The following is a 20,312-nucleotide window of genomic DNA, read 5'->3' as shown; positions in this document are numbered from 1 at the left end:
TTTTTTATGATAAAAAAACGAATCATCGTCATCTTAACGATGATACAATTAGGGATACTTGTGCTCACAGGGCGACTTGTTCAACTACAACTAGTTAGCACTGAGTCGTTTCATGGGGTGAATTTAATAGAAGCAAGCGTCGCACAGCGTACGGAACAGCTTGTGATTGATAACGGACGCGGCATGTTCGTCGCCCGAAACGGCGAGCCGCTCACATATGAATACATCCCAACGCTCGTGTTATTTCCTTTTTTAAAGAAAATGGATTGGCCCATTGATCAAATCGCAACGATTGTTTCCGTGCCAAAAGAAACGATAAAACAACAGCTTGAAACGGCGAAAGGCCCAATCATTTTGCACGATGGGCAACAACCGATTCAACTGCAACCTTGGCAAATGAAACGGATTAATGATTTGCGCATCCCTGGTGTGATTGCCGTTCATAAACAGTACGAACTCAAACAAAAATATGCGCAACACGTCATCGGTTTACTTGGAGAAAGTGAGAAAGTGTTAAAAGAACGCTATGCGGATCGAAATTTATCTCCAAAAACAAAAATAGGGGTGTCTGGCTTACAAAGTTCATTTGATGAATTTTTAATTCCAGACGAGGAGACGAAGCTACTGTATCACGTAGACGCCCGTGGTGAGCCGTTGTTTGGCATGGATGTGAAATATACAGAGCAGGCGAATCCGTTTTATCCGATTACGGTACAAACGACGATTGATCATACTCTGCAACAACGTGTTGAGCAAATTGTTGCGCAACATGGCATGGAAAAAGGGGCTGTCGTTTTACTTGATGTCGAAACGAATGACGTTCTTGCGTTAGCGAGCGCTCCCGCCATTGATGAACGAGATCCGTACAAAGATGGAGCGATGGAAAATAAGGCGCTTCTTCCTCAAGTGCCGGGATCTGTTTTTAAAGTCGTCGTTGCAGCTGCTGCGCTTGAACATGGACTCATTCACGGACAGACGTTTAACTGTGATCAAAAAATTAACGGTGAGCTGGAAGAAAAAAAGAAAGGGATGCGCACGTTTGAAGATAGTTTTGCCATCAGTTGCAACAGGACGTTTGGAGAGTTAGGAAAACAGTTGATAGCGATAGATAAAAACGTGTTTGAGACATATGCACAAAAACTTGGATTGTTGCCACGCGTTGGTTGGGAGGGAGATGTTTATCATTTTCCATCGTTTCGTCCGCTTCATGAAGAGAAAAAAGGGAACATTTGGGGAGATGAACGGGATAAACATATTCCGCTTGCTGTCGCACAAACGTCGATTGGACAAAAAGATGTGCGCGTCTCACCGCTTGCGGTAGCGAATATAATGGCAACGATTGCGCGAGGTGGTGAGGTGAAACAAGTGCGCATCGTTCAAAAAATGATGTATAAAAACGGAACGACATTTTTCACATTTGATGAGAAACGGTTAACGATGGATTCATTGCGCAAAGAGACAGTGGACGAACTGCAACAACTGTTACAACTTGTTGTGACGCATCCGGAAGGGACTGGCCGTTCGTTTCAATCGTTGCCTTATGCCGTAGCAGGAAAATCAGGAACAGCGCAAACAGGAAAAAAAGACGTAGTGAACAAATGGTTTGCAGGTTATTTTCCAGCTGACCGTCCAAAATATGCGCTCGTTGTGGTACAATTAGAAACAACGTCATCTGCCGCCGTCACGAACAAAGTATTTGCCGATATCGTTCGTACTACATACGAGTTGGAACAGAAAGGAAGGTACCAAGAATGAGCAGCCGTTTTGCCAAACGTTCAAAACAAAGAAAAGTAAATCGCTTATTAAATACGTTCATTGCGATTGTGTTTGCGCTTATTTTATTTTTCGGATGGAAATGGTTGTTTGCCAACGATCGATCCGTAAAGGAAACGAACGCTTCTCCGCAACCAGTACGAGTTGAAGTCGAAACAAATGAGCCGTCAAACGACGAGCAACCATCCGAAACGGAAACAGAAACAAACGAACAACCGAATGACAACGTAGAAGAAACGGTTGTTGATGATCCGAATTCAAACGTCATTCGCGAAATTGTTAACCCGTCATGGCAGCCGATCGGCACAACGCAATCGGAACCGCATGTGACACAATATGATAAAAACTCTGTTGATTGGAAAGAAATGCTCGATGCCATTAGTTATGCGACAGGCATTTCTTCTTCTGATTTGATCGTCTGGTTTATCGGAAATGGCGGCAGTCCAAACCACGCCGTTGCCACCGTCTCCAAAAAAGATAAAACAGAACATTATAAAGTGTTTATCGAATGGGTGACCGACGAAGGATGGAAACCGACAAAAGTGCAACAACTAAAAGAAATAGAGCGCCGTCCGTGACGCTCTATTTTTTTGCTTTAAAATGCACCATGGCACTATATAGACGTTGTCCGTTTTCTAACAAGTGCATATGATACGATACATGATGTACTTCAAGCATAATCGCTTTGTTATGTTCAATTTGTTCATTAATTTTTTTCTCTAATGTCGCTAAATCTGTCGCTTCAAAAAACTCGACTTTATCTTGAATGAGATCAAACGTAATCATCGTCTTCCTCCTTTCTACACGTAGTTTAACACATTTCCATTGAACATCTAAAAAAAATATGATAGATTGAGAACAGCAATACATTTAATTCATACTATACTTATAGGAATTATTATATTTATGGAGTGTGACATCATGGGACGTGAGTTTTTAGACATCTTTGAAACGTGGGCACAGTCGTACGATTCGTCTGTATACGGTCACGATGAACAATACCGTGACGTCTTTGACGGATATGAGACGATTTTAAATACAGTCGTTGAAAAAAGTGGCGATGTCGTGCTAGAATTTGGCGTCGGCACAGGAAATTTAACGAAAAAGCTTATCGAGGCGAAAAAAACGGTGTACGGCATCGAACCGTCTGCCCCGATGCGCGAGCTGGCGAAAGAAAAACTTCCGAACGTGTCGATTGAAGACGGCGACTTTTTGCAATTTCCGTTGCCGAATGAACCGATCGATACGATCGTGAGCACGTATGCGTTTCACCATTTAACAGATGCGGAAAAAGAAGAAGCGATCGGCAAATATAGCGCACTTCTTCGTAAAGGTGGTAAAATAGTGTTTGCTGATACAGCGTTTATCGACCGCGAAGCGCATGAGGCGATGATTGCGGAAGCGAAACAAAAAGGATTCGTTGACTTAGCGGAAGATTTACAACGGGAATATTACACGACGATTCCTGCGCTTGAACATATGTTTACAATGCACGGTTTTACCGTCACATTTACGCCAATGAATCGTTTCGTCTGGTTGATGGAGGCTGTGAAACAATAAGTGAAAGAGGTTGAAACGATGAAAATAGCAATCATTGGAGCGATGGAAGAAGAAGTAGCGATTTTGCGCGAAAAAATTGCCGATCGAACAGAAACGACAGTAGCGAATTGTTCTTTTTACAGCGGCACGTTAGATGGGGCGAATGTCGTTTTATTAAAATCAGGCATCGGAAAAGTCAATGCAGCGATGTCGACGACGATTTTACTCGAACGTTTTGCGCCAGATGTCGTCATTAATACAGGTTCAGCTGGCGGTTTTGCCCCATCGTTAAACGTCGGCGATATTGTTATTTCAACCGAAGTTGTTCATCATGATGTCGACGTTACGGCGTTCGGTTATGCATACGGGCAAGTGCCAGGCATGCCAGCGCGCTATAAGGCAGATGAACGATTAGTACAAGCGGCTGAAACGAGCGCAGCGCACATTCGCGATATACAAGTCGCAAAAGGATTAATCGCAACAGGCGATTCATTTATGCACGATCCTGCGCGCGTTGATTTTGTACGCACGCAATTTCCAGACTTATATGCTGTGGAAATGGAAGCGGCTGCGATTGCGCAAGTATGCCATCAGTTTGGTGTGCCATTTGTCGTCATTCGTGCGTTATCAGACATCGCTGGCAAAGAGTCGAACGTATCGTTTGAACAATTTTTACAAAAAGCAGCCCTTCATTCATCTGAGCTTGTTCAATGGATGGTGAACGAGTTAAACAAATAGGAGAGTTTTCCTCTCCTTCTTTTTATCTTTTGGGAGGTCACAACATGAAAGTAGCGAAAAATGTGCATGAATTAATCGGCCATACGCCGATCGTTGAAATTACACAGTTTCCGCTTCCAAAAGGAGTACGTCTATTTGCGAAACTCGAATATTTTAATCCGGGCGGAAGCATTAAAGATCGTCTCGGCCAAGAGCTGTTAAACGATGCACTAGCGACAGGAAAGATCAAAGAAGGCGGAACGATTATTGAACCGACGGCAGGAAATACCGGAATTGGTCTTGCGCTTGCAGCGATCGGAAAAAATATTCGCGTCATTTTTTGCGTTCCAGAAAAATTTAGTATCGAAAAACAACAGCTGATGCGCGCCCTTGGCGCAACGGTCATTCACACACCAACGAGCGAAGGGATGGCGGGAGCGATTCGCAAAGCGAAAGAGCTCGCTGCGGAAATTCCGAACTCCTATTGCCCACAACAGTTTGAAAATCCAGCGAACCCACAGACGTATTATAAAACGCTCGGACCAGAAATTTGGGAACAACTGAACGGACAAATTGACGTATTTGTCGCCGGTGCCGGCTCAGGCGGCACATTTATGGGAACAGCCAAATTTTTAAAGGAAAAAAACGAAACAATTAAAACGGTCATCGTTGAACCTGAAGGCTCCATTTTAAACGGCGGAAAACCTGGTCCGCATCGAACGGAAGGAATCGGTATGGAAAGTTTACCGCCATATATGGATGAACGTTATTTTGATGCAATTTATACAATTTTTGATGACGATGCGTTTCGCCGCGTCAAAGAGCTTGCGCAAAAAGAGGGATTGCTTGTCGGCAGCTCATCTGGGGCAGCATTTCATGCAGCGCTACTAGAGGCGGAACAAGCGAAAGAAGGAACAAACATCGTCGTTGTTTTTCCAGATAGTAGCGAACGATATTTAAGTAAAAACATTTACGAAGGCGGGATGTAACGTGAGAAGAAAAACGAAACTCATTCATGGCGGCATTGCGGGAGATGCGCATACAGGTGCTGTATCCGTTCCGATTTATCAAGTGAGCACGTATAAACAAGAAGCCGTCGGGGTGCATAAAGGATATGAATATTCGCGCACAGGCAATCCAACGCGTCATGCGTTAGAGGAGCTTATTAAAGATGTGGAAGAAGGGTATGCGGGTTTTGCGTTTAGTTCAGGTATGGCAGCAATTACAGCGGTCATGATGTTGTTCAATAGTGGCGATCACGTCATTTTAACAGACGACGTATATGGCGGCACATACCGCGTGATGACGAAAGTATTAAACCGACTTGGCATTGCGTCAACGTTTGTCGATACGAGCGACTTAGCGAACATTGAAGCACACATTCAACCGAATACGAAAGCGATTTATATCGAAACGCCGACCAATCCGCTTTTAAAAATTACTGATTTACAAGGCGCATCAGCCATTGCGAAACGTCATGGGCTATTGATGATTGTCGACAACACGTTTAGCACGCCGTATTGGCAAACGCCGATCGCATTGGGTGCAGACATCGTCATTCATAGCGCCACAAAATATTTAGGCGGACATAGCGATGTCGTCGCGGGGCTTGTCGTCGTCAATAACGAACATCTTGCGAAACAGATGCATTTTATTCAAAACTCAACAGGTGGCATTCTCGGTCCGCAAGATTCATGGTTATTAATGCGCGGCATGAAAACGCTCGGCATTCGCATGGAAGAACATGAACAAAATACACGAAAAATTGTTGAATTTTTAACAAACCATCCAGCGGTCACACGCGTGTACTATCCAGGGCTTCCGTCTCATCCAAACTATGACGTAGCGAAAAAACAAATGCGCGGCTTTGGCGGCATGGTTTCGTTTGACGTCGGCAGCGGCGAAAAAGCCGAACAAGTATTGACGCGCGTTCGCTACTTTACGCTTGCGGAAAGTTTAGGCGCAGTAGAAAGCTTAATTTCGTTACCAGCGAAAATGACGCACGCCTCTATTCCGAAAGAGCGCCGCGACGAACTTGGCATTACGGACGGTCTCATTCGCATTTCTGTTGGATTAGAAGATGTTGACGATTTAATAGAAGATTTAGCGCACGCGTTGGCATAAATTACATCGCCCCCTTTTTTCTTTTCTATGATACATTGAAAGGAGGAAGGGGGATGACTGTTTTGGATGAAAAAAAGCGAAATTGGTTAGGAAAAGCGCGTGACTATAAAGCATACAGTCTCGTTTTATTTGCGCTTAGTGCGTTTTTATATATCGGCACACTCATCCCAGGCGCGATCGATGAAGCAAAACGACCACTTGTACTTGGCGCAGTATTTATTCTCATGCTCGGCTCGATCTTTTTCACTCACCGTTCAAACGCATACGTACGAAAAATAGAAGAAGACGCATAAACCCCATTTTCGAATAAAGAAAAAACGTGTAAAATAAAAGAAAATGGGCAAAGGGGGAATACATGATGATGTGGATGATTACAGGCTTAGTGATCACAGCCGTCATCGGCTTTGTTATTATTGCGGAAGTGAACGCTGAAGCATAAAACAGTCTCCAAATCGGAGGCTGTTTTTTATACGAAAGTTGTGAACAATTTCACAACTGTCGTCGACCTCCAATCTTGCAAAAATCCCAGGGGATCGACGACAAGTTATTTTCCGGGATTTTTGCACATGTAGCAAGGCATATAGCATATTGACTGAATTTTCAAATGTGTGTATAATGACATTATATATATTTTCCGTATGTTGATATATCAACACTTTTTTGGGGTTTGTATCGTACCTATGAGGAATTGAAACAGGGGAATAGACGGAGCAGTGACATTGCCACTTCTCGTTTGTATCGTACCTATAAGGATTAAAAAAGCTGTTCCAACGTGTTGTTCGGAACAGCTTTTATGTTGCTATAATTTCCAAAGACCTTTCTTTTGTTGACGTGCTTTTCGTTCAGCTGTAATAAAGCGTTGTTGATATTTGACATTTGGTTGAATTGTCATCACTCGTGCATATCCGTCTTTGACAAGCGTTTCGTTATACAGTTCTTTTCCGACCCAAACATACGCTAGAAAACGGCCGTATTTGTCTTTCACTCCTACATCAAATTCAAGTGTAACCGTTTGATTGGTCAATCGTTTTTTTGTGTAATTAGACGCTTCTTTCCCATATTTCTCTACTGGTTTTTGAGGATGAACAGTTTCTGGCGTATTAACGCCAATGAAACGAACTCGTGATGTTGCGCCGTTAGAAAAACGAACATCGATTGTGTCGCCGTCTACTACACGAATAACTTTTACGACATGTTTTGAATTAACACGAATGGCAGGTGGATGAATAGTTTTATTTGTTTGACGAATGATATTGCCATTTTTATCGTGATAATGGTATTCTCCATATTTTAGTCCCCATTTTTCGCAATTTGTTCGACAAGTATGTCCACCGTTTGCATCTGTTTTCCCAGGATGAGCATATGCAGAAGAAGTAAAGAAAATAGTGAAAGCTGTAACAAGCGATAATAGAACCCTTAACAACATCGATCCCTCCCAAGTCCTTATGTTTTTTGCTCCCTTCCCTATTATTTGTATATTTAAATATTATGTCAAGAAAATGTGGGAGATGGATGGATATTTGCGAGTTTTTTGATTTCAAATTTATCAATATAATGATTGAATATGCTATGTTTCGAATTGTTAAATTTTATTGAATTTTCTTTTTATTTGACAAAAAACGACAACATTTTCTTCTCTTTTTCGATAAAATGAAGCAAAAGGAGGTGTCTTATGAGAGTTATTTGTTCATTCCAAGTGAAAAAACTCCCACTTCATTATCGAATGGCAATTGTGTCGATCATGAAAGAAAGTATACGGGCATCTAGCGAGGAATATTACGAAAAGTTGTACATGAATCAAAAAACAAAACCTTTCGTTTTCTCACCTTTTTTAAAAAACTTCTCTTTATGTTAAAGCCGATGATAAAATCCCCAATATAGCCGGAATAAAATTCCCCACTTACAATAGAACCATAGTGTCAATGAGAGGAGCTATGGTTCATGATTACGAGAGGGGAATTTTTTATGATCAAAGAGATGTATGAAAGGGGAATGAGTATTTCCGATATTGCGAGGGAATTGGGGATCGATCGGAAAACCGTCCGAAAATATATTCACTCCCCCAATCCTCCTTCCAAATCCAAGCGAAAACAAAGAAAAAGCAAGTTAGATCCATTTAAGCCGTATCTTCAAAAACGAATGTTAGAAGATGGGGTGTTTAATAGCGAAAAGTTGTTTTTTGAAATTCGACAACAGGGCTATATGGGAGGAAAGACGATTTTAAAAGACTATATGAAACCTTTCCGAGAGACGGCGAAAAAGAAATACACCGTTCGTTATGAAACGCTTCCTGGCGAACAAATGCAAGTCGATTGGAAAGAAGTTGGGGAGGTCGTGATCGAAGGGAAAAAAGTCAAGTTATCGCTATTTGTGGCCACGTTAGGCTATTCGCGGATGAAATACGCGGTATTTACGACCAGCCAGGATCAGGAACACTTAATGGAATGCCTGATTCAGAGCTTCAAGTACTTTGGCGGGGTTCCGAAGAAGGTGTTATTTGACAATATGAAGACCGTTACAGACGGCCGGGAACAAGGAGTGGTGAAATGGAATCAACGATTTTCTGAATTTGCGAGTTACTACGGATTTATTCCAAAAGTGTGCCGGCCTTACCGGGCCCAGACAAAGGGAAAAGTCGAACGAGCCATTCAGTATATCATGGATCACTTCTATGTGGGGACAGCGTTTGAAAGCATCGAGGAATTAAATTTCCTTTTACATCGTTGGCTCGATCAAGTGGCGAATCGGAAGCCAAACGCCACTACCGGCATTCCTCCGCAAGAGCGTTGGGCAGAGGAACAGCTGAAACCTCTCCCGTTGAACGATTACGATACGAGCTATCTTTCCTATCGGAAGGTGCATTGGGATGGCAGTTTCTCTTACAAAGGGGAACAATGGCTTCTATCGGCGGAGTATGCGGGCAAAGAAATTCTGGTGAAGGAGCGATTAAATGGGGATATTCGATTGTATTATCGAGGGGAGGAGATTTCTTACTTGAACCAACAGAAAAAAGTGATTTCATTCGCCGAAAAAATCAAAAAGAAACAGACGGAAACGGCCGTCACCATTTCGCCTGTTTCGGTGGAAGTGGATACTCGTCCATTGTCCGTTTATGACACGTTCCTGCGAGGGGAAAGCTCATGAAAGAACAAATACACGAGTATTGCCACCGTCTTCATTTGCCTGTCATGGCGGAGCGATGGTCCGCCATGACAGAATACGCAGCTACTCATAATATACCATATTCGGAGTTTTTATTCCGCTTATTAGAGGCGGAAATCATCGAAAAACAGGAACGATCGATCCAAACGCTCATCAAACTGTCCAAACTGCCATATCGCAAGACGATCGATACGTTTGATTTTAACGCACTGCCTTCCGTGGATGAGCGCCGGATTCGAGAGCTGCTTACCTTATCGTTTATTGATCGAAAGGAGAATATTCTTTTTCTCGGTCCGCCGGGGATTGGAAAGACACATCTGGCTATTTCGATTGGAATGGAGGCGATCGCAAGAGGGTATAAAACGTATTTTATTACCGCCCATGATTTGGTCACTCAGTTAAGAAAAGCCGACCAGGAAGGAAAGCTGGAAAAAAAGCTTCGCATGTTTGTGAAGCCAACCATTCTCATTATTGATGAAATGGGGTATCTAAAACTGGACCCGAACAGCGCTCATTACTTATTTCAAGTGATCGCCCGGCGGTACGAGCATGCCCCGATTATCCTCACCTCCAACAAAAGCTTTGGGGAATGGGGAGAAATCGTGGGAGACTCGGTATTGGCGACCGCGATGTTAGATCGATTACTGCATCATTCCATCATTTTCAACCTAAAGGGGGAAAGCTATCGATTACGGGAAAAGAGGCTCCAAGAAGAAAAACAGAAGGATCAATGAAAGGTCCTTCTGGGGAATTTTAAACCGGCGATTTTGGGGAAAAAATAATCGGCCTTGACACTTTAAAAGGTAATGAAATTGAGCTAGATGAATTACGTGTTGTTATTAGTTCACCTGATTATGAATTTTTGCTTCATTTGTATAATGGTTTGCAAAGTAAAAAAAGGTTCGAATATAAAGGATACGAATTTATTCGAAGAAAAATAGTAATGGGAGAGGAAAAGAAGATTACATCATCTGTCGTCATATTTCGAACGCTCTCCCCTTTGTTAATAGAAGATGAAAAGAAAATTCCCATTGCTCCAGATGATCCAAATTATGAAAAACATATCAATTACTTAGCCGATACGATTTTATATGAATATCGCGGGAGGGGATTATATAAACCATTGACAGTGCGACCTATTCGATTTAAAAAGATGGTCATAAAAGAATCTAATCATCAATTTACTGAAAAGTATGGGGAACAACAGCATTTATACTTCACTGCGTATCATGGCTTATTTCATATGAGCGGAGAACCTGCCGATTTACAATTGCTTTATCAACTCGGTTTATCAAAACGGCGTAATCAAGGATTTGGAATGCTTGAAGTGGAGGAGGTGAAGGAATGAAGGTTGAATTGCACATGGGGGGATGGATGATTAATATGGGACTTGTCGGGCTATATCGTGTGTTTGAATACGGACGGAAACATGAAATAATTAGCGAAGAACACAAACATAGCGTGACAGTTAAACCATGGGGAATTGAATTGGATACAGAGGTACTTCCACAATTGCCAAGAGCATATTTCTTGTATTTGTTGGAGGAGTATAGTGTTGCCAGAAGAGAATGCGAAAGATTGGATGCTTACATCGAACAGGTGAAGAATGAAGAACAGTTTAAAAATCATTTGACAGCAATAAAGAAAGTTATATCAGATACAGGAACTAAAATAATTAAATATTTCACTCATGAAACATTGGAAAGTATATTAAAACAGATAAAAGAAATAAAGAAATATGAGCAAGTACATCAGCTGGAAGAGCATATACGTACTTTAAAGCAAGTGTATAGTGAACCGAAAATCAATGAAAAATTAACTTTTAATTATTTTAAACATGCTATACTTAAGCCATTATTTTTTGGGCAAGTTTCATTTTTAAATGTGTCAAAAAATAATCTAGATTTTGAAGGTCACGTAGAAGAGTTTTACAATAGTTATATTTTTCCTGTAGTAAATGATTTATACTTGGAATCTGTCATTAATGATAGTCACTCTATGGAAGAGATAAGTTCTTTGTTAGAAAAACAGAGTGAATATCAGCTGTTTAGACAATTAAAACGGGCATGGAAGAAAAAAACGTTAGAAGAAGTACGAGAATACGTCAAGACAGAAATAAATAAGTGTTTGCTCTTCAATGAACGTCTTGCTTTTTATAACTTCGAAGAAATGGTATTTTCTCCGATAGGAGTTGCGAAAGATAAAGCGTTTAACTTTAGTTGGTATTTTAATGGTGAGCAACCTCGACCACTATCTTCATTAGCTAAACTTGTGCTTTTATTCGCACCAATTGGCTCGACCATTTATTACAAAAACGAAGGAATAAATGAACAAACAGAACGACGATTGTATGCAGGTTTCGTTCAGACGGACGCCACTTTTGCGGAAGTTTTACAGAAAAACAATCATTTTAGGGAGTTAAAGAAAAAAAGAGAACCTTTTAACAAGATCGTCAGTCAGCTTGTTCAAAGCGTGAAAAAAGAATCGGAATATACAGTCGATCATTTGTTTTTCTTAGAATTCTTTTCGGACTACGACAGTAAAAAAACACACTTGCATTATTACCACCTTCCTATGTACTTAGCCCATTATTTCAAGCAACATGCTGATCGACTTGATTACATCAAACCATACGACTATCGTGAGCAGTTTGTGCAATCTGTGTTGCGCGGCGCGGATCCAATTCATGTCATCTATCACTATTTGCGCGATTGCATCAAAAATGAAAGAAGTACGAACGGTCCGTACATTGCCGTTCGGGAGCGGAATCGAATTTTGCAGTTTAAAAAAGGAGTGAGAGATATGGCCACAACAGACAAAAGAGTAACTGCGTTGTTTATGCAAGGGCGAGAAATTCGCGATGCGATCATCCGTTCAAGCGGTTCGGAGAAAAAAGTGACAAGCATTGCTTATCGTTTATTAAATGCTGCAAAAGCCGGAAATCGAAAAAGTTTTATGGATACGCTTTTGCGTATTTATATGTCTACAGATCGTCCGATGTCACCTATTTTCTTAAATGCGCTACATGAACGGGATTTAGATTTTGCGACAGTGGCGAATGCGTTTATTGCTGGATTACTCGCAAACCAATATAAAGAAGAACAGGAGGAAGTTCAAGCATGAAAAAAGCGTTAACAATGACCGTCATTTTTCAAGCAAACTCATTAAACTATGGAGAAGGAATTGCTAATATTTCAGAGTTGAAAAAATTTCATCGCGGCGACGGTGAAGTATATACGTATGCATCGCGGCAAAGTATCCGTTACGATATTGTTCGGCTCGGAAACGAGCTGTTTGGGTGGAATTTAGATACGGTTGACAAAGCGAGTGGAGTTGTCCAATTTAAAAAAGATGTCACGATTAATGACTCTGTTGAAATGGACTTATTTGGCTACTTAAAAACGGATAAAAATTCGCAAAAACGTCCTGCTGTTGTTCGTCTGAGCCATGCGATTTCGCTTGAGCCATACAAAAGTGATTTGGAATTTCTAAACAATATGGGGCTCGCAAGCCGCATTGGCCAAGATGCTAACTTAGCCAATATTGAACAACATCATAGTTTTTACACATATACGATTACCATCGATTTAAACCGTGTCGGTGTAGATGGGGAGATTGAACTTCCAAGCGAAGAAAAGGCAAACCGTGTACTTCAACTTCTTGAAGTTTTAAAAGTTTTAAACCGCAACATTCGCGGGCGACAAGAAAATTTATCTCCTCTTTTTGTCATTGGTGGAATGTATAATGTCGCCAATCCGTTTTTCCTCGGGCGCGTGCAACTAAGTGTAACAGGGAACGGATGGGCCATTCAAACGAAGCCAATTAAAGAAACGATGGAACAAACATTTGCTGGGGAAGCGATCGGCAAAGATACACGTATCGGTATATTGAGCGGTGTTTTTGCAAATGAAGGAGAGTTGTACGATTTATTCAACGAGCAAGTGATGCCTGTCGAACCGTTTTTCCAATATGTTTCAAAACAAATCAAAGCGTATTACGGTGTTTAAATATGAAAGCGTTACGATTAAAGTTATTTCAAGAAACAGCGTGCTACAAAAAGCCGTTTGCTTCCAAAGTGGCGGAAACGTATCCGCTTCCGCCATATTCAACAGTAAAAGGAATGATTCACGCTTTGCTTGATGCAAACCAATTCATTCCAATGCGTCTAAGTGTACAAGGGACGTATGAAGCGAAGTTGCTTGATTATCAGCGATATTATTTTTTCAAAAGGAGAGAACTATCCAGCTTTCCACTTGTACTAGATGGGTTAGCACGAATGGAATTTTCTTACGATAAAAATGAAATCACAACGATGCCAATGTACACACATTTGTTGCACAACGTCCATTTATTAATCCATGTCGAAGCAGAGGAACACATATTAACGCAAATCATTCATGCTATCGAGCATAGTACCACTCATTATAGCCTTGGGCGTTGGGAAGATTTAGTTCGGATTGATGAGTATAAACTCGTGGAAGTCCGAGAACTTGAGGAAGATGAGACCTTGACTTTGCAGCGAGATGCCTATATTCCGAGACATCTTCTTGATCGAGAAACAAAAAGTATTCCTTATCAACTCAATTGGAAATATGAAATTGTTAATGGAATTCGACAGTGGGAAAAAATTCATGTAGGTTATGTTCAAAAAGGAGTTGAGGCTCCAGAAGGAGTATGGATAGATGAGGACGGGGAACTAGTTTTTTATCATCTGTAGGAGGGGCAATGATGGCTTTTTATGCAAAATCGGAAGGAAAAGAGACGATTCGTGAACATACGGATCGTCTCCTTCATAATTTAAATTTATTAAAAGACGCTTATGGTCACAAATTCATGTTAATGGACGAACAAATGTGGAAACTGTTAGAAATAGCTGTGCAATATCATGATGTCGGCAAAGCAAATACGGTATTTCAAAACAAGATCCGTCAGGCGATTCATGAATCGATGTTAGAAACGGATGTAGAAACAAATGTACCTCACAATTACTTATCAGCTGGATGTATACCACTAAAACAGCTAGACCTCACGAAAGAAGAAGAGCGACTACTTATTCACGCGGTCGGTTATCATCATGAGCGTGACCAGCTTCCAGAGAAAGAAATGATTCGTCATGTTTTAGAAAACGATATAAAACAGCAGTTGCCACAACTAAGTGAACATATGGGATTACAAATGACAGAAAAATTTTCATATCGATTCGTTGATCGATTGTTAAAGCGATATACGTACCATGACGGAGAAGAATTTTGGAAATATGTCATGATTAAAGGATTACTACATCGTTTAGACCATGCGGCCTCTGCTCATATGGATGTCGAAAGGGATGTAGAAAAATCGGTCTACATAAATGTAAATGAATATATGCAAAAACAAGGATTCCATAAAAATGATTTGCAACAATTTACTGAACAACATCATGATAAGAACGTTATTGCTATTGCACAAACGGGAATGGGGAAAACGGAAGCGGCGCTTTTATGGATTCGAGAGGATAAAGCATTTTTTACATTGCCACTTCGAGTGAGCATTAATGCAATATACGACAGAATAAAAGAAAAAATGGGTTATGATGCGGTTGGATTGTTACACTCTACGAGCGTGCATTATTTAGTAGACAAAGAGGAAAATTGGGAAGAATTAAAACAACAGTCTGAACATTATGCGAAGAAGCTATTGCTTACAACCATTGACCAAATTTTAAAGTTCCCATTTTACTATAAAGGTTTTGAAAAGGAATTGGCAGCGATGGCGAATGCAAAAATAGTGATCGACGAGATACAAGCATATGAACCGAGGATTGCAGCGATGTTAATTAAAGCATTAGAAATGATCCATCATGTAGGTGGAAAATTTATGATTATGACTGCTACGCTCCCTACTTTGTATTTGGAAGAGTTAAAACAGCGAAATGTGATTCACGATGATGAATTTGTTACAGGGGAGTTCATTGATACAGATGTTCACCGTCACCGCATTTGTTTGCGCTCCGAGTGTATAGAGGAAACAATCGGAGAAATGTTAGAGCTAGGAGAAACGTCACAAGTGCTTGTCATTGTCAATACTGTTCGTAAGGCAATGCGTCTTTATGATAAATTTTTAGATTGTGATACACAAGTTCCTATCTACTTACTCCATTCGCAATTCACACAAGAGGATCGCCAGTTGTTAGAAAAGCGTATTAAACAATTTAATGAAAAGAATGAACGAGGAATTTGGATTACGACGCAACTCGTTGAGGCGAGTATTGACATTGATTTTGATTATTTGTTTACGGAAATGTCAACGTTAGATAGCTTGTTTCAACGTTTCGGACGTTGTTACCGTAAAAGAGCACTTGACCATGACCATTGCAATATTCATATTTTCACTGAAAATATCTCCGGCATTCCGAGAGTATATAACGAACATCTTGTAAATGAGAGCATTCGGCTGTTAGAGCAATACGATTACCAAATTGTTGACGAACGTGCCAAGGTAGAAATGGTAAAGCAGCTATATGATCGAAAACAACTAAAGGGAACATCATTTTTGAAAGAGTTTGAAGATGCCTTATACATGTTTGATAATCTTGATCCATACGGAATGGATAAACGTGAGGCGCAACAAAAACTGCGTGATATTCAAAACATCCAAATCATCACGCGGCAAATGTATGATCAAATTGAGCATCTATTTGAGCAGTATAAGAAAGAAAAAGAATGGAAAGAGCGGTTGAAATTACGAATGGAAATTGAAAAGAAGACAGTTAGCGTTCAGCGATATGTAGCGGAAAAATATGTGTCGGAGCGTTTGCCAAAGCCATTTGACCACATATATATTGCCGATGTTCAATATGACTTTAATCGTGAACAGTTGAAAGGAAAGGGGATTTTATTGGACAAACCTTCATCCAATCAATATTAAGAGGGAGTTTATATTCATGGTTAGTGGTGTGCAAATGCAGTATTACAAAGTGTGTAAGCGGAAGCTATGGTTGTTTTCAAAAGGAATTGCGATGGAAAATGAACATGAACGTGTCATTGAGGGAAAGATTTTACACGAGCGGGCTTATCCGCGTTTGGAAGATAGGGAAATTTTAGTTGATGATACATTCAAGTTAGATGCTTTAGATAAGGAGTATGTTCGCGAAATTAAGATCTCCAGCAAAATGCCAGAAGCCGATCGATTTCAAATGTTGTATTACTTATATGAGCTAAAGAAACGGGGCATTACGAAGAAGGGATTGATTAGCTATACGAAGGAGCGGAAAACTGAAGAGGTAGAACTGACAGAAAAAGATGAGAGCGCGATTGAAAAGGCGATAAAGGAGATTTATGTCATTTTACAATCTCCTTCTCCGCCGCGGTTAAAAAAACTTCCTTACTGTACAAAATGCGCATATTATGAATTTTGTTTTGCGCTAGAGGGTGATGATTAAAATGTTGCGGGATCACTATATTTTTTCTAACGGTAGGCTGAAAAGAAAAGATAATACGCTATACTTTTTTGACGAACAAGAAAATAAAAAGAGCCTTCCTGTTCATCAAACGGATAATTTATATATATTTGGGGAAGTGGATTTAAACTCGTCGCTATTAAATTTGCTGAGCCAGCATGATGTTCATCTTCATGTATTTAATTACTACGGATTTTATGCAGGTACGTTTTGTCCGCGAAATAAAAAAGTTTCAGGATTTACGGTGGTGCAACAAAGTGTTCATTATCTTGAGCATGAGAAGCGGTTATATATGGCGAGGTCGTTTTTGCAAAGTGCCGTGCATCATATGTTGCGGAATATTCGACGATACAAAGAAAAAACGGAGCAATATGTAAAAAACATCGAAGAAGAAGCGAAAAAGATGGATAGTGCTACGACAATTCAAGAACTGATGGGAATAGAAGGACGCATTCGGCAACATTATTATCAGTCATTTAATGCAATTTTGAAACAAGATTTTATCTTTGAAAAACGAACAAAACAACCGCCGCAAGACCCGCTTAATGCCCTTATTTCGTTTGGGAATTCGCTTTGTTATACAACGGTTTTGTCGGAAATTTATAAAACACAATTAGATCCGACTATTAGCTTTTTGCATGAGCCATCAACGAAGAGATTTTCTTTATGTCTAGATTTAGCGGAGATTTTCAAACCATTACTCGTTGATGTTGTGATTATTTCGTGCATTAATAATCGCATCATCACCCAGAAACATTTCGATTTTCTTGATGGAATGGTTTTGCTAAACGAGGAAGGAAAAAAGCGTTTTATTAAAGAATGGGATGAGAAGCTATCAACAACAGTACAGCATCGGAAACTGAAGAGAAAAGTAAGTTATCGTTATTTTATTCGTCTGGAATGTTACAAACTCATTAAACATTTCATTGGCGATGAACCTTATAAACCGTTGAAGGCATGGTGGTAGTTATGTTTGTAATCATTACGTACGATGTTGGAGAAAAACGTGTAAATAAAGTGTGTAAAAAGCTGAGGGAGTACTTAACGTGGACCCAAAACTCTGTGTTTGAAGGGGAGATTTCCAAAAGTTTGCTTATGAAATGCTTGAACGAGATAGACCAAATTATTGATGAAGATGAGGATTCCATTTATATTTACGAAGTGGCTAATCCGAAGAATATCAAGAAGCAAGTATTTGGACAGGAGAAAAACTTTGATGAACTCTTTCTTTAATATTTGCAGTGAACCTCTAATTTTAAAAAATGAATAAAAATGCTTGATATATCAACAAAAAATGCGGTATTTTTGGAATAAGGACAAAACACGACTGACGCTTCACTGCAAAAAGTAGGAACTTGTCATATCAACACTTCCAAAAAATCGTTGATATGACAGTACTTTGTGTTTTTAGACTTTAGGGGTTTTATCTGAACGTAGTGGGATGTAAAGATGAAAACTCCTGTAGATGAATATAAATACGCATTAAGTCGTTTTATCTGAACGTAGTGGGATGTAAAGCCGTATAAACGCAGCATCGTCATTTCAATTTGAGCAAGTTTTATCTGAACGTAGTGGGATGTAAAGAAGGTAGAGCTTCGTTGCGAATTTAAGCTGTTCAGTTTTATCTGAACGTAGTGGGATGTAAAGTGCAACAATACATCTTTCCGAATCGAGAAAACAGAAAACGTTTTATCTGAACGTAGTGGGATGTAAAGCTGATCCTGCATGCTGTTCCATTCTTTCAGTAACACGTTTTATCTGAACGTAGTGGGATGTAAAGGACATCACAAACAAAATTGTTGCCGGGTTGATTTTATAGTTTTATCTGAACGTAGTGGGATGTAAAGGTGTCTTGGTAGGCTTTTGCAATCATGCTTTTAATGAGTTTTATCTGAACGTAGTGGGATGTAAAGGTGTATCTTTTGTATTAGTAACGTTCCTTTTCTCAAGTTTTATCTGAACGTAGTGGGATGTAAAGAAACTAGGGACATTAACGGCTTGTCCTTTCGTTCCAGTTTTATCTGAACGTAGTGGGATGTAAAGGTGTTTGGCGTTCCTTCTTGGTCTTTTGGAATTGGCAATGTTTTATCTGAACGTAGTGGGATGTAAAGCATTCTGAGGTTAGCGACTTCTTTAAGTGCTAACCCATGTTTTATCTGAACGTAGTGGGATGTAAAGTTGACCAACTTCTTGAAGGATAGGAGTAATGGCGTTTAGTTTTATCTGAACGTAGTGGGATGTAAAGTAATAAAATCAACATTAGAATTATAAATTTTGGCTAAGTTTTATCTGAACGTAGTGGGATGTAAAGAGAACAACCATCGTCGGAGCCCGCCCGGATTTTTGAATTGTTTTATCTGAACGTAGTGGGATGTAAAGCATAAACAGGTTGATTTAAAAATGCAAGGTGTCAGCAGTTTTATCTGAACGTAGTGGGATGTAAAGTTGTCGTTGACGTGAAAGATGCGCTAAACGATTCAGTTTTATCTGAACGTAGTGGGATGTAAAGCTGCTCGAACACCGTTTAATTTCAATAATTCCGCTCGAATGTTTTATCTGAACGTAGTGGGATGTAAAGCATTAGTTAGTTGCTAATGTGCTAGGAATATCTTTAAGTTTTATCTGAACGTAGTGGGATGTAAAGTGAGCAATTGCACAATCAATGCACCAATGTTCTCCGTTTTATCTGAACGTAGTGGGATGTAAAGTAGAATTGTGCCTAAATCTTCGCACATTTGGAATCCATTGTTTTATCTGAACGTAGTGGGATGTAAAGAAGTACCAACTTGCATCCAAACGTCTCACGAATTTTTCGTTTTATCTGAACGTAGTGGGATGTAAAGGCGATATTCGGGAACGCAATCGGGTTCTATGAGGTGGCGGTTTTATCTGAACGTAGTGGGATGTAAAGCTTTCGTATGGTGTAGAGTTATACCTGCCGTCTACAGTTTTATCTGAACGTAGTGGGATGTAAAGCATGAACATTGTTTCGAGTGTGAGAACCGACAATTAGTTTTATCTGAACGTAGTGGGATGTAAAGAAAGCGAGAAAGAAGCTTGAACAAATGGGATTTTGTTTTATCTGAACGTAGTGGGATGTAAAGATAATAGGAACTATTAGTTGTGGGGATGGCGTTATTGGTTTTATCTGAACGTAGTGGGATGTAAAGATCGACTTATCTTATGTTGCGGACTATGCGTCGAAACTCAAGTTTTATCTGAACGTAGTGGGATGTAAAGTTCTTCTTTCGGCTTTTCTACTATTTTTGACGAAAGTGTTTTATCTGAACGTAGTGGGATGTAAAGTGCATTGAGCCGCTAGGGGTTGAATGTCCGATGTGTATTGTTTTATCTGAACGTAGTGGGATGTAAAGTAAAATCGGTGTTTGTCGTTTAAACCGCTTGTGTCGTTTTATCTGAACGTAGTGGGATGTAAAGGCTGAACCTGCAGAATTGTCTGACCTCGATACTCGGTTTTATCTGAACGTAGTGGGATGTAAAGGAAAAATAAACAAGGATAACGTCCATCCCATGATAGTGTTTTATCTGAACGTAGTGG

19 protein-coding genes and 1 CRISPR repeat array (1 of these 20 running past the window's edge) are annotated in these 20,312 nt (G+C 40.1%); of the genes, 17 read left to right on the top strand and 2 right to left on the bottom strand.

Annotated features, from left to right (window positions below; genetic code table 11):
- Positions 1 to 6: 6 nt before the first annotated feature.
- Together AFK25_RS10615 and AFK25_RS10610 are read left to right on the top strand one after the other, a co-directional pair.
- A complete protein-coding gene (locus tag AFK25_RS10615) occupies positions 7 to 1,755 on the top strand; it encodes a peptidoglycan D,D-transpeptidase FtsI family protein (RefSeq protein WP_035067143.1) in 1,749 nt (582 codons plus the stop codon).
- Positions 1,752 to 2,351: a YrrS family protein gene (locus AFK25_RS10610; protein ID WP_035067140.1), complete on the top strand. Its 600-nt coding sequence runs from the start codon at positions 1,752 to 1,754 to the stop codon at positions 2,349 to 2,351. The genes AFK25_RS10615 and AFK25_RS10610 overlap by 4 nt, the downstream gene beginning before the upstream one ends.
- A 4-nt stretch (positions 2,352 to 2,355) precedes the next feature.
- Here the strand turns inward: AFK25_RS10610 and AFK25_RS10605 are convergent, their stop codons facing one another.
- Positions 2,356 to 2,559 carry a DUF2536 family protein gene (locus AFK25_RS10605; RefSeq protein WP_009361668.1) on the bottom strand — a complete coding sequence of 68 codons (204 nt, stop codon included), beginning with the start codon at positions 2,557 to 2,559 and terminating at the stop codon, positions 2,356 to 2,358.
- Positions 2,560 to 2,694: 135 nt separating this feature from the next.
- On the opposite strand from AFK25_RS10605, the gene AFK25_RS10600 reads away from it, so the two are divergent.
- From AFK25_RS10600 to AFK25_RS10580, 5 genes are read left to right on the top strand one after another with little or no spacing between them, the layout of a single operon-like run.
- Positions 2,695 to 3,333, top strand: a complete 639-nt coding sequence (locus AFK25_RS10600; RefSeq protein ID WP_035067138.1) for a class I SAM-dependent methyltransferase — start codon at positions 2,695 to 2,697, stop codon at positions 3,331 to 3,333.
- A gap of 18 nt (positions 3,334 to 3,351) precedes the next feature.
- Positions 3,352 to 4,050 carry a 5'-methylthioadenosine/S-adenosylhomocysteine nucleosidase gene (gene mtnN, locus AFK25_RS10595; RefSeq protein ID WP_009361666.1) on the top strand — a complete coding sequence of 233 codons (699 nt, stop codon included), beginning with the start codon at positions 3,352 to 3,354 and terminating at the stop codon, positions 4,048 to 4,050.
- 44 nt (positions 4,051 to 4,094) lie between these two features.
- Positions 4,095 to 5,018, top strand: a complete 924-nt coding sequence (locus AFK25_RS10590; RefSeq protein WP_035067135.1) for a PLP-dependent cysteine synthase family protein — start codon at positions 4,095 to 4,097, stop codon at positions 5,016 to 5,018.
- Position 5,019: 1 nt separating this feature from the next.
- A complete protein-coding gene (locus AFK25_RS10585; RefSeq protein WP_035067132.1) occupies positions 5,020 to 6,153 on the top strand; it encodes a bifunctional cystathionine gamma-lyase/homocysteine desulfhydrase in 1,134 nt (377 codons plus the stop codon).
- Positions 6,154 to 6,206: 53 nt separating this feature from the next.
- Complete coding sequence (locus tag AFK25_RS10580) at positions 6,207 to 6,446, top strand: YrhC family protein (RefSeq protein WP_009361663.1); 240 nt, start codon at positions 6,207 to 6,209, stop codon at positions 6,444 to 6,446.
- A gap of 506 nt (positions 6,447 to 6,952) precedes the next feature.
- Here the strand turns inward: AFK25_RS10580 and AFK25_RS10575 are convergent.
- Positions 6,953 to 7,579 (bottom strand): thermonuclease family protein, encoded by a 627-nt coding sequence (locus AFK25_RS10575; RefSeq protein WP_009361662.1) that lies wholly within the window; start codon positions 7,577 to 7,579, stop codon positions 6,953 to 6,955.
- 515 nt (positions 7,580 to 8,094) lie between these two features.
- On the opposite strand from AFK25_RS10575, the gene istA reads away from it, so the two are divergent.
- From istA to cas2, 10 genes are read left to right on the top strand one after another with little or no spacing between them, the layout of a single operon-like run.
- Complete coding sequence (gene istA / locus AFK25_RS10565; RefSeq protein WP_049720849.1) at positions 8,095 to 9,297, top strand: IS21 family transposase; 1,203 nt, start codon at positions 8,095 to 8,097, stop codon at positions 9,295 to 9,297.
- Positions 9,294 to 10,049 carry an IS21-like element IS5376 family helper ATPase IstB gene (gene istB, locus AFK25_RS10560; RefSeq protein ID WP_035067724.1) on the top strand — a complete coding sequence of 252 codons (756 nt, stop codon included), beginning with the start codon at positions 9,294 to 9,296 and terminating at the stop codon, positions 10,047 to 10,049. Before istA ends, istB begins: the two co-directional genes overlap by 4 nt.
- 44 nt (positions 10,050 to 10,093) lie before the next feature.
- Positions 10,094 to 10,663 (top strand): CRISPR-associated endoribonuclease Cas6, encoded by a 570-nt coding sequence (cas6, locus tag AFK25_RS10555; protein ID WP_338024068.1) that lies wholly within the window; start codon positions 10,094 to 10,096, stop codon positions 10,661 to 10,663.
- The gene (cas8a1, locus tag AFK25_RS10550) at positions 10,660 to 12,438 is read left to right on the top strand and encodes a type I-B CRISPR-associated protein Cas8b1/Cst1 (RefSeq protein ID WP_035066605.1); all 1,779 of its coding nucleotides are present in this window, start codon (positions 10,660 to 10,662) and stop codon (positions 12,436 to 12,438) included. The genes cas6 and cas8a1 overlap by 4 nt, the downstream gene beginning before the upstream one ends.
- On the top strand, positions 12,435 to 13,322 hold the full coding sequence (gene cas7i, locus AFK25_RS10545; RefSeq protein ID WP_009361659.1) for a type I-B CRISPR-associated protein Cas7/Cst2/DevR: 888 nt from the start codon (positions 12,435 to 12,437) through the stop codon (positions 13,320 to 13,322). The genes cas8a1 and cas7i overlap by 4 nt, the downstream gene beginning before the upstream one ends.
- Positions 13,323 to 13,324: 2 nt before the next feature.
- On the top strand, positions 13,325 to 14,032 hold the full coding sequence (gene cas5b, locus AFK25_RS10540) for a type I-B CRISPR-associated protein Cas5b (RefSeq protein WP_035066607.1): 708 nt from the start codon (positions 13,325 to 13,327) through the stop codon (positions 14,030 to 14,032).
- Positions 14,033 to 14,043: 11 nt separating this feature from the next.
- Positions 14,044 to 16,221 (top strand): CRISPR-associated helicase/endonuclease Cas3, encoded by a 2,178-nt coding sequence (locus AFK25_RS10535; protein WP_035066610.1) that lies wholly within the window; start codon positions 14,044 to 14,046, stop codon positions 16,219 to 16,221.
- Between the two features lie 16 nt (positions 16,222 to 16,237).
- Complete coding sequence (gene cas4, locus AFK25_RS10530) at positions 16,238 to 16,735, top strand: CRISPR-associated protein Cas4 (RefSeq protein WP_035066613.1); 498 nt, start codon at positions 16,238 to 16,240, stop codon at positions 16,733 to 16,735.
- Position 16,736: 1 nt separating this feature from the next.
- A complete protein-coding gene (cas1b, locus tag AFK25_RS10525) occupies positions 16,737 to 17,720 on the top strand; it encodes a type I-B CRISPR-associated endonuclease Cas1b (RefSeq protein WP_009361655.1) in 984 nt (327 codons plus the stop codon).
- Between the two features lie 2 nt (positions 17,721 to 17,722).
- Positions 17,723 to 17,986, top strand: coding sequence for a CRISPR-associated endonuclease Cas2 (cas2, locus tag AFK25_RS10520; RefSeq protein ID WP_009361654.1), 264 nt, complete (start codon positions 17,723 to 17,725; stop codon positions 17,984 to 17,986).
- A gap of 187 nt (positions 17,987 to 18,173) precedes the next feature.
- A CRISPR array of direct repeats spans positions 18,174 to 20,312; the repeat unit is 29 nt; unit sequence GTTTTATCTGAACGTAGTGGGATGTAAAG (it continues 337 nt past the right edge of the window).

Source organism: Anoxybacillus gonensis, assembly GCF_001187595.1.
GTDB lineage: Bacteria > Bacillota > Bacilli > Bacillales > Anoxybacillaceae > Anoxybacillus > Anoxybacillus gonensis.
This window is presented reverse-complemented; position numbering and strand designations above follow the sequence as displayed.

Bases quoted from the DNA above. Each gene is read 5' to 3' on its own strand.
- AFK25_RS10615 (WP_035067143.1), top strand. From the start codon at position 7: ATGATAAAAAAACGAATCATCGTCATCTTAACGATGATACAATTAGGG.
- AFK25_RS10605 (WP_009361668.1), bottom strand. From the start codon at position 2,559: ATGATTACGTTTGATCTCATTCAAGATAAAGTCGAGTTTTTTGAAGCG.
- cas4 (WP_035066613.1), top strand. From the start codon at position 16,238: ATGGTTAGTGGTGTGCAAATGCAGTATTACAAAGTGTGTAAGCGGAAG.
- cas7i (WP_009361659.1), top strand. From the start codon at position 12,435: ATGAAAAAAGCGTTAACAATGACCGTCATTTTTCAAGCAAACTCATTA.
- istB (WP_035067724.1), top strand. From the start codon at position 9,294: ATGAAAGAACAAATACACGAGTATTGCCACCGTCTTCATTTGCCTGTC.
- cas2 (WP_009361654.1), top strand. From the start codon at position 17,723: ATGTTTGTAATCATTACGTACGATGTTGGAGAAAAACGTGTAAATAAA.
- AFK25_RS10610 (WP_035067140.1), top strand. From the start codon at position 1,752: ATGAGCAGCCGTTTTGCCAAACGTTCAAAACAAAGAAAAGTAAATCGC.
- AFK25_RS10575 (WP_009361662.1), bottom strand. From the start codon at position 7,579: ATGTTGTTAAGGGTTCTATTATCGCTTGTTACAGCTTTCACTATTTTC.
- istA (WP_049720849.1), top strand. From the start codon at position 8,095: ATGATTACGAGAGGGGAATTTTTTATGATCAAAGAGATGTATGAAAGG.
- cas1b (WP_009361655.1), top strand. From the start codon at position 16,737: ATGTTGCGGGATCACTATATTTTTTCTAACGGTAGGCTGAAAAGAAAA.
- AFK25_RS10600 (WP_035067138.1), top strand. From the start codon at position 2,695: ATGGGACGTGAGTTTTTAGACATCTTTGAAACGTGGGCACAGTCGTAC.
- AFK25_RS10535 (WP_035066610.1), top strand. From the start codon at position 14,044: ATGGCTTTTTATGCAAAATCGGAAGGAAAAGAGACGATTCGTGAACAT.
- mtnN (WP_009361666.1), top strand. From the start codon at position 3,352: ATGAAAATAGCAATCATTGGAGCGATGGAAGAAGAAGTAGCGATTTTG.
- AFK25_RS10580 (WP_009361663.1), top strand. From the start codon at position 6,207: ATGACTGTTTTGGATGAAAAAAAGCGAAATTGGTTAGGAAAAGCGCGT.
- AFK25_RS10590 (WP_035067135.1), top strand. From the start codon at position 4,095: ATGAAAGTAGCGAAAAATGTGCATGAATTAATCGGCCATACGCCGATC.
- cas8a1 (WP_035066605.1), top strand. From the start codon at position 10,660: ATGAAGGTTGAATTGCACATGGGGGGATGGATGATTAATATGGGACTT.
- cas5b (WP_035066607.1), top strand. From the start codon at position 13,325: ATGAAAGCGTTACGATTAAAGTTATTTCAAGAAACAGCGTGCTACAAA.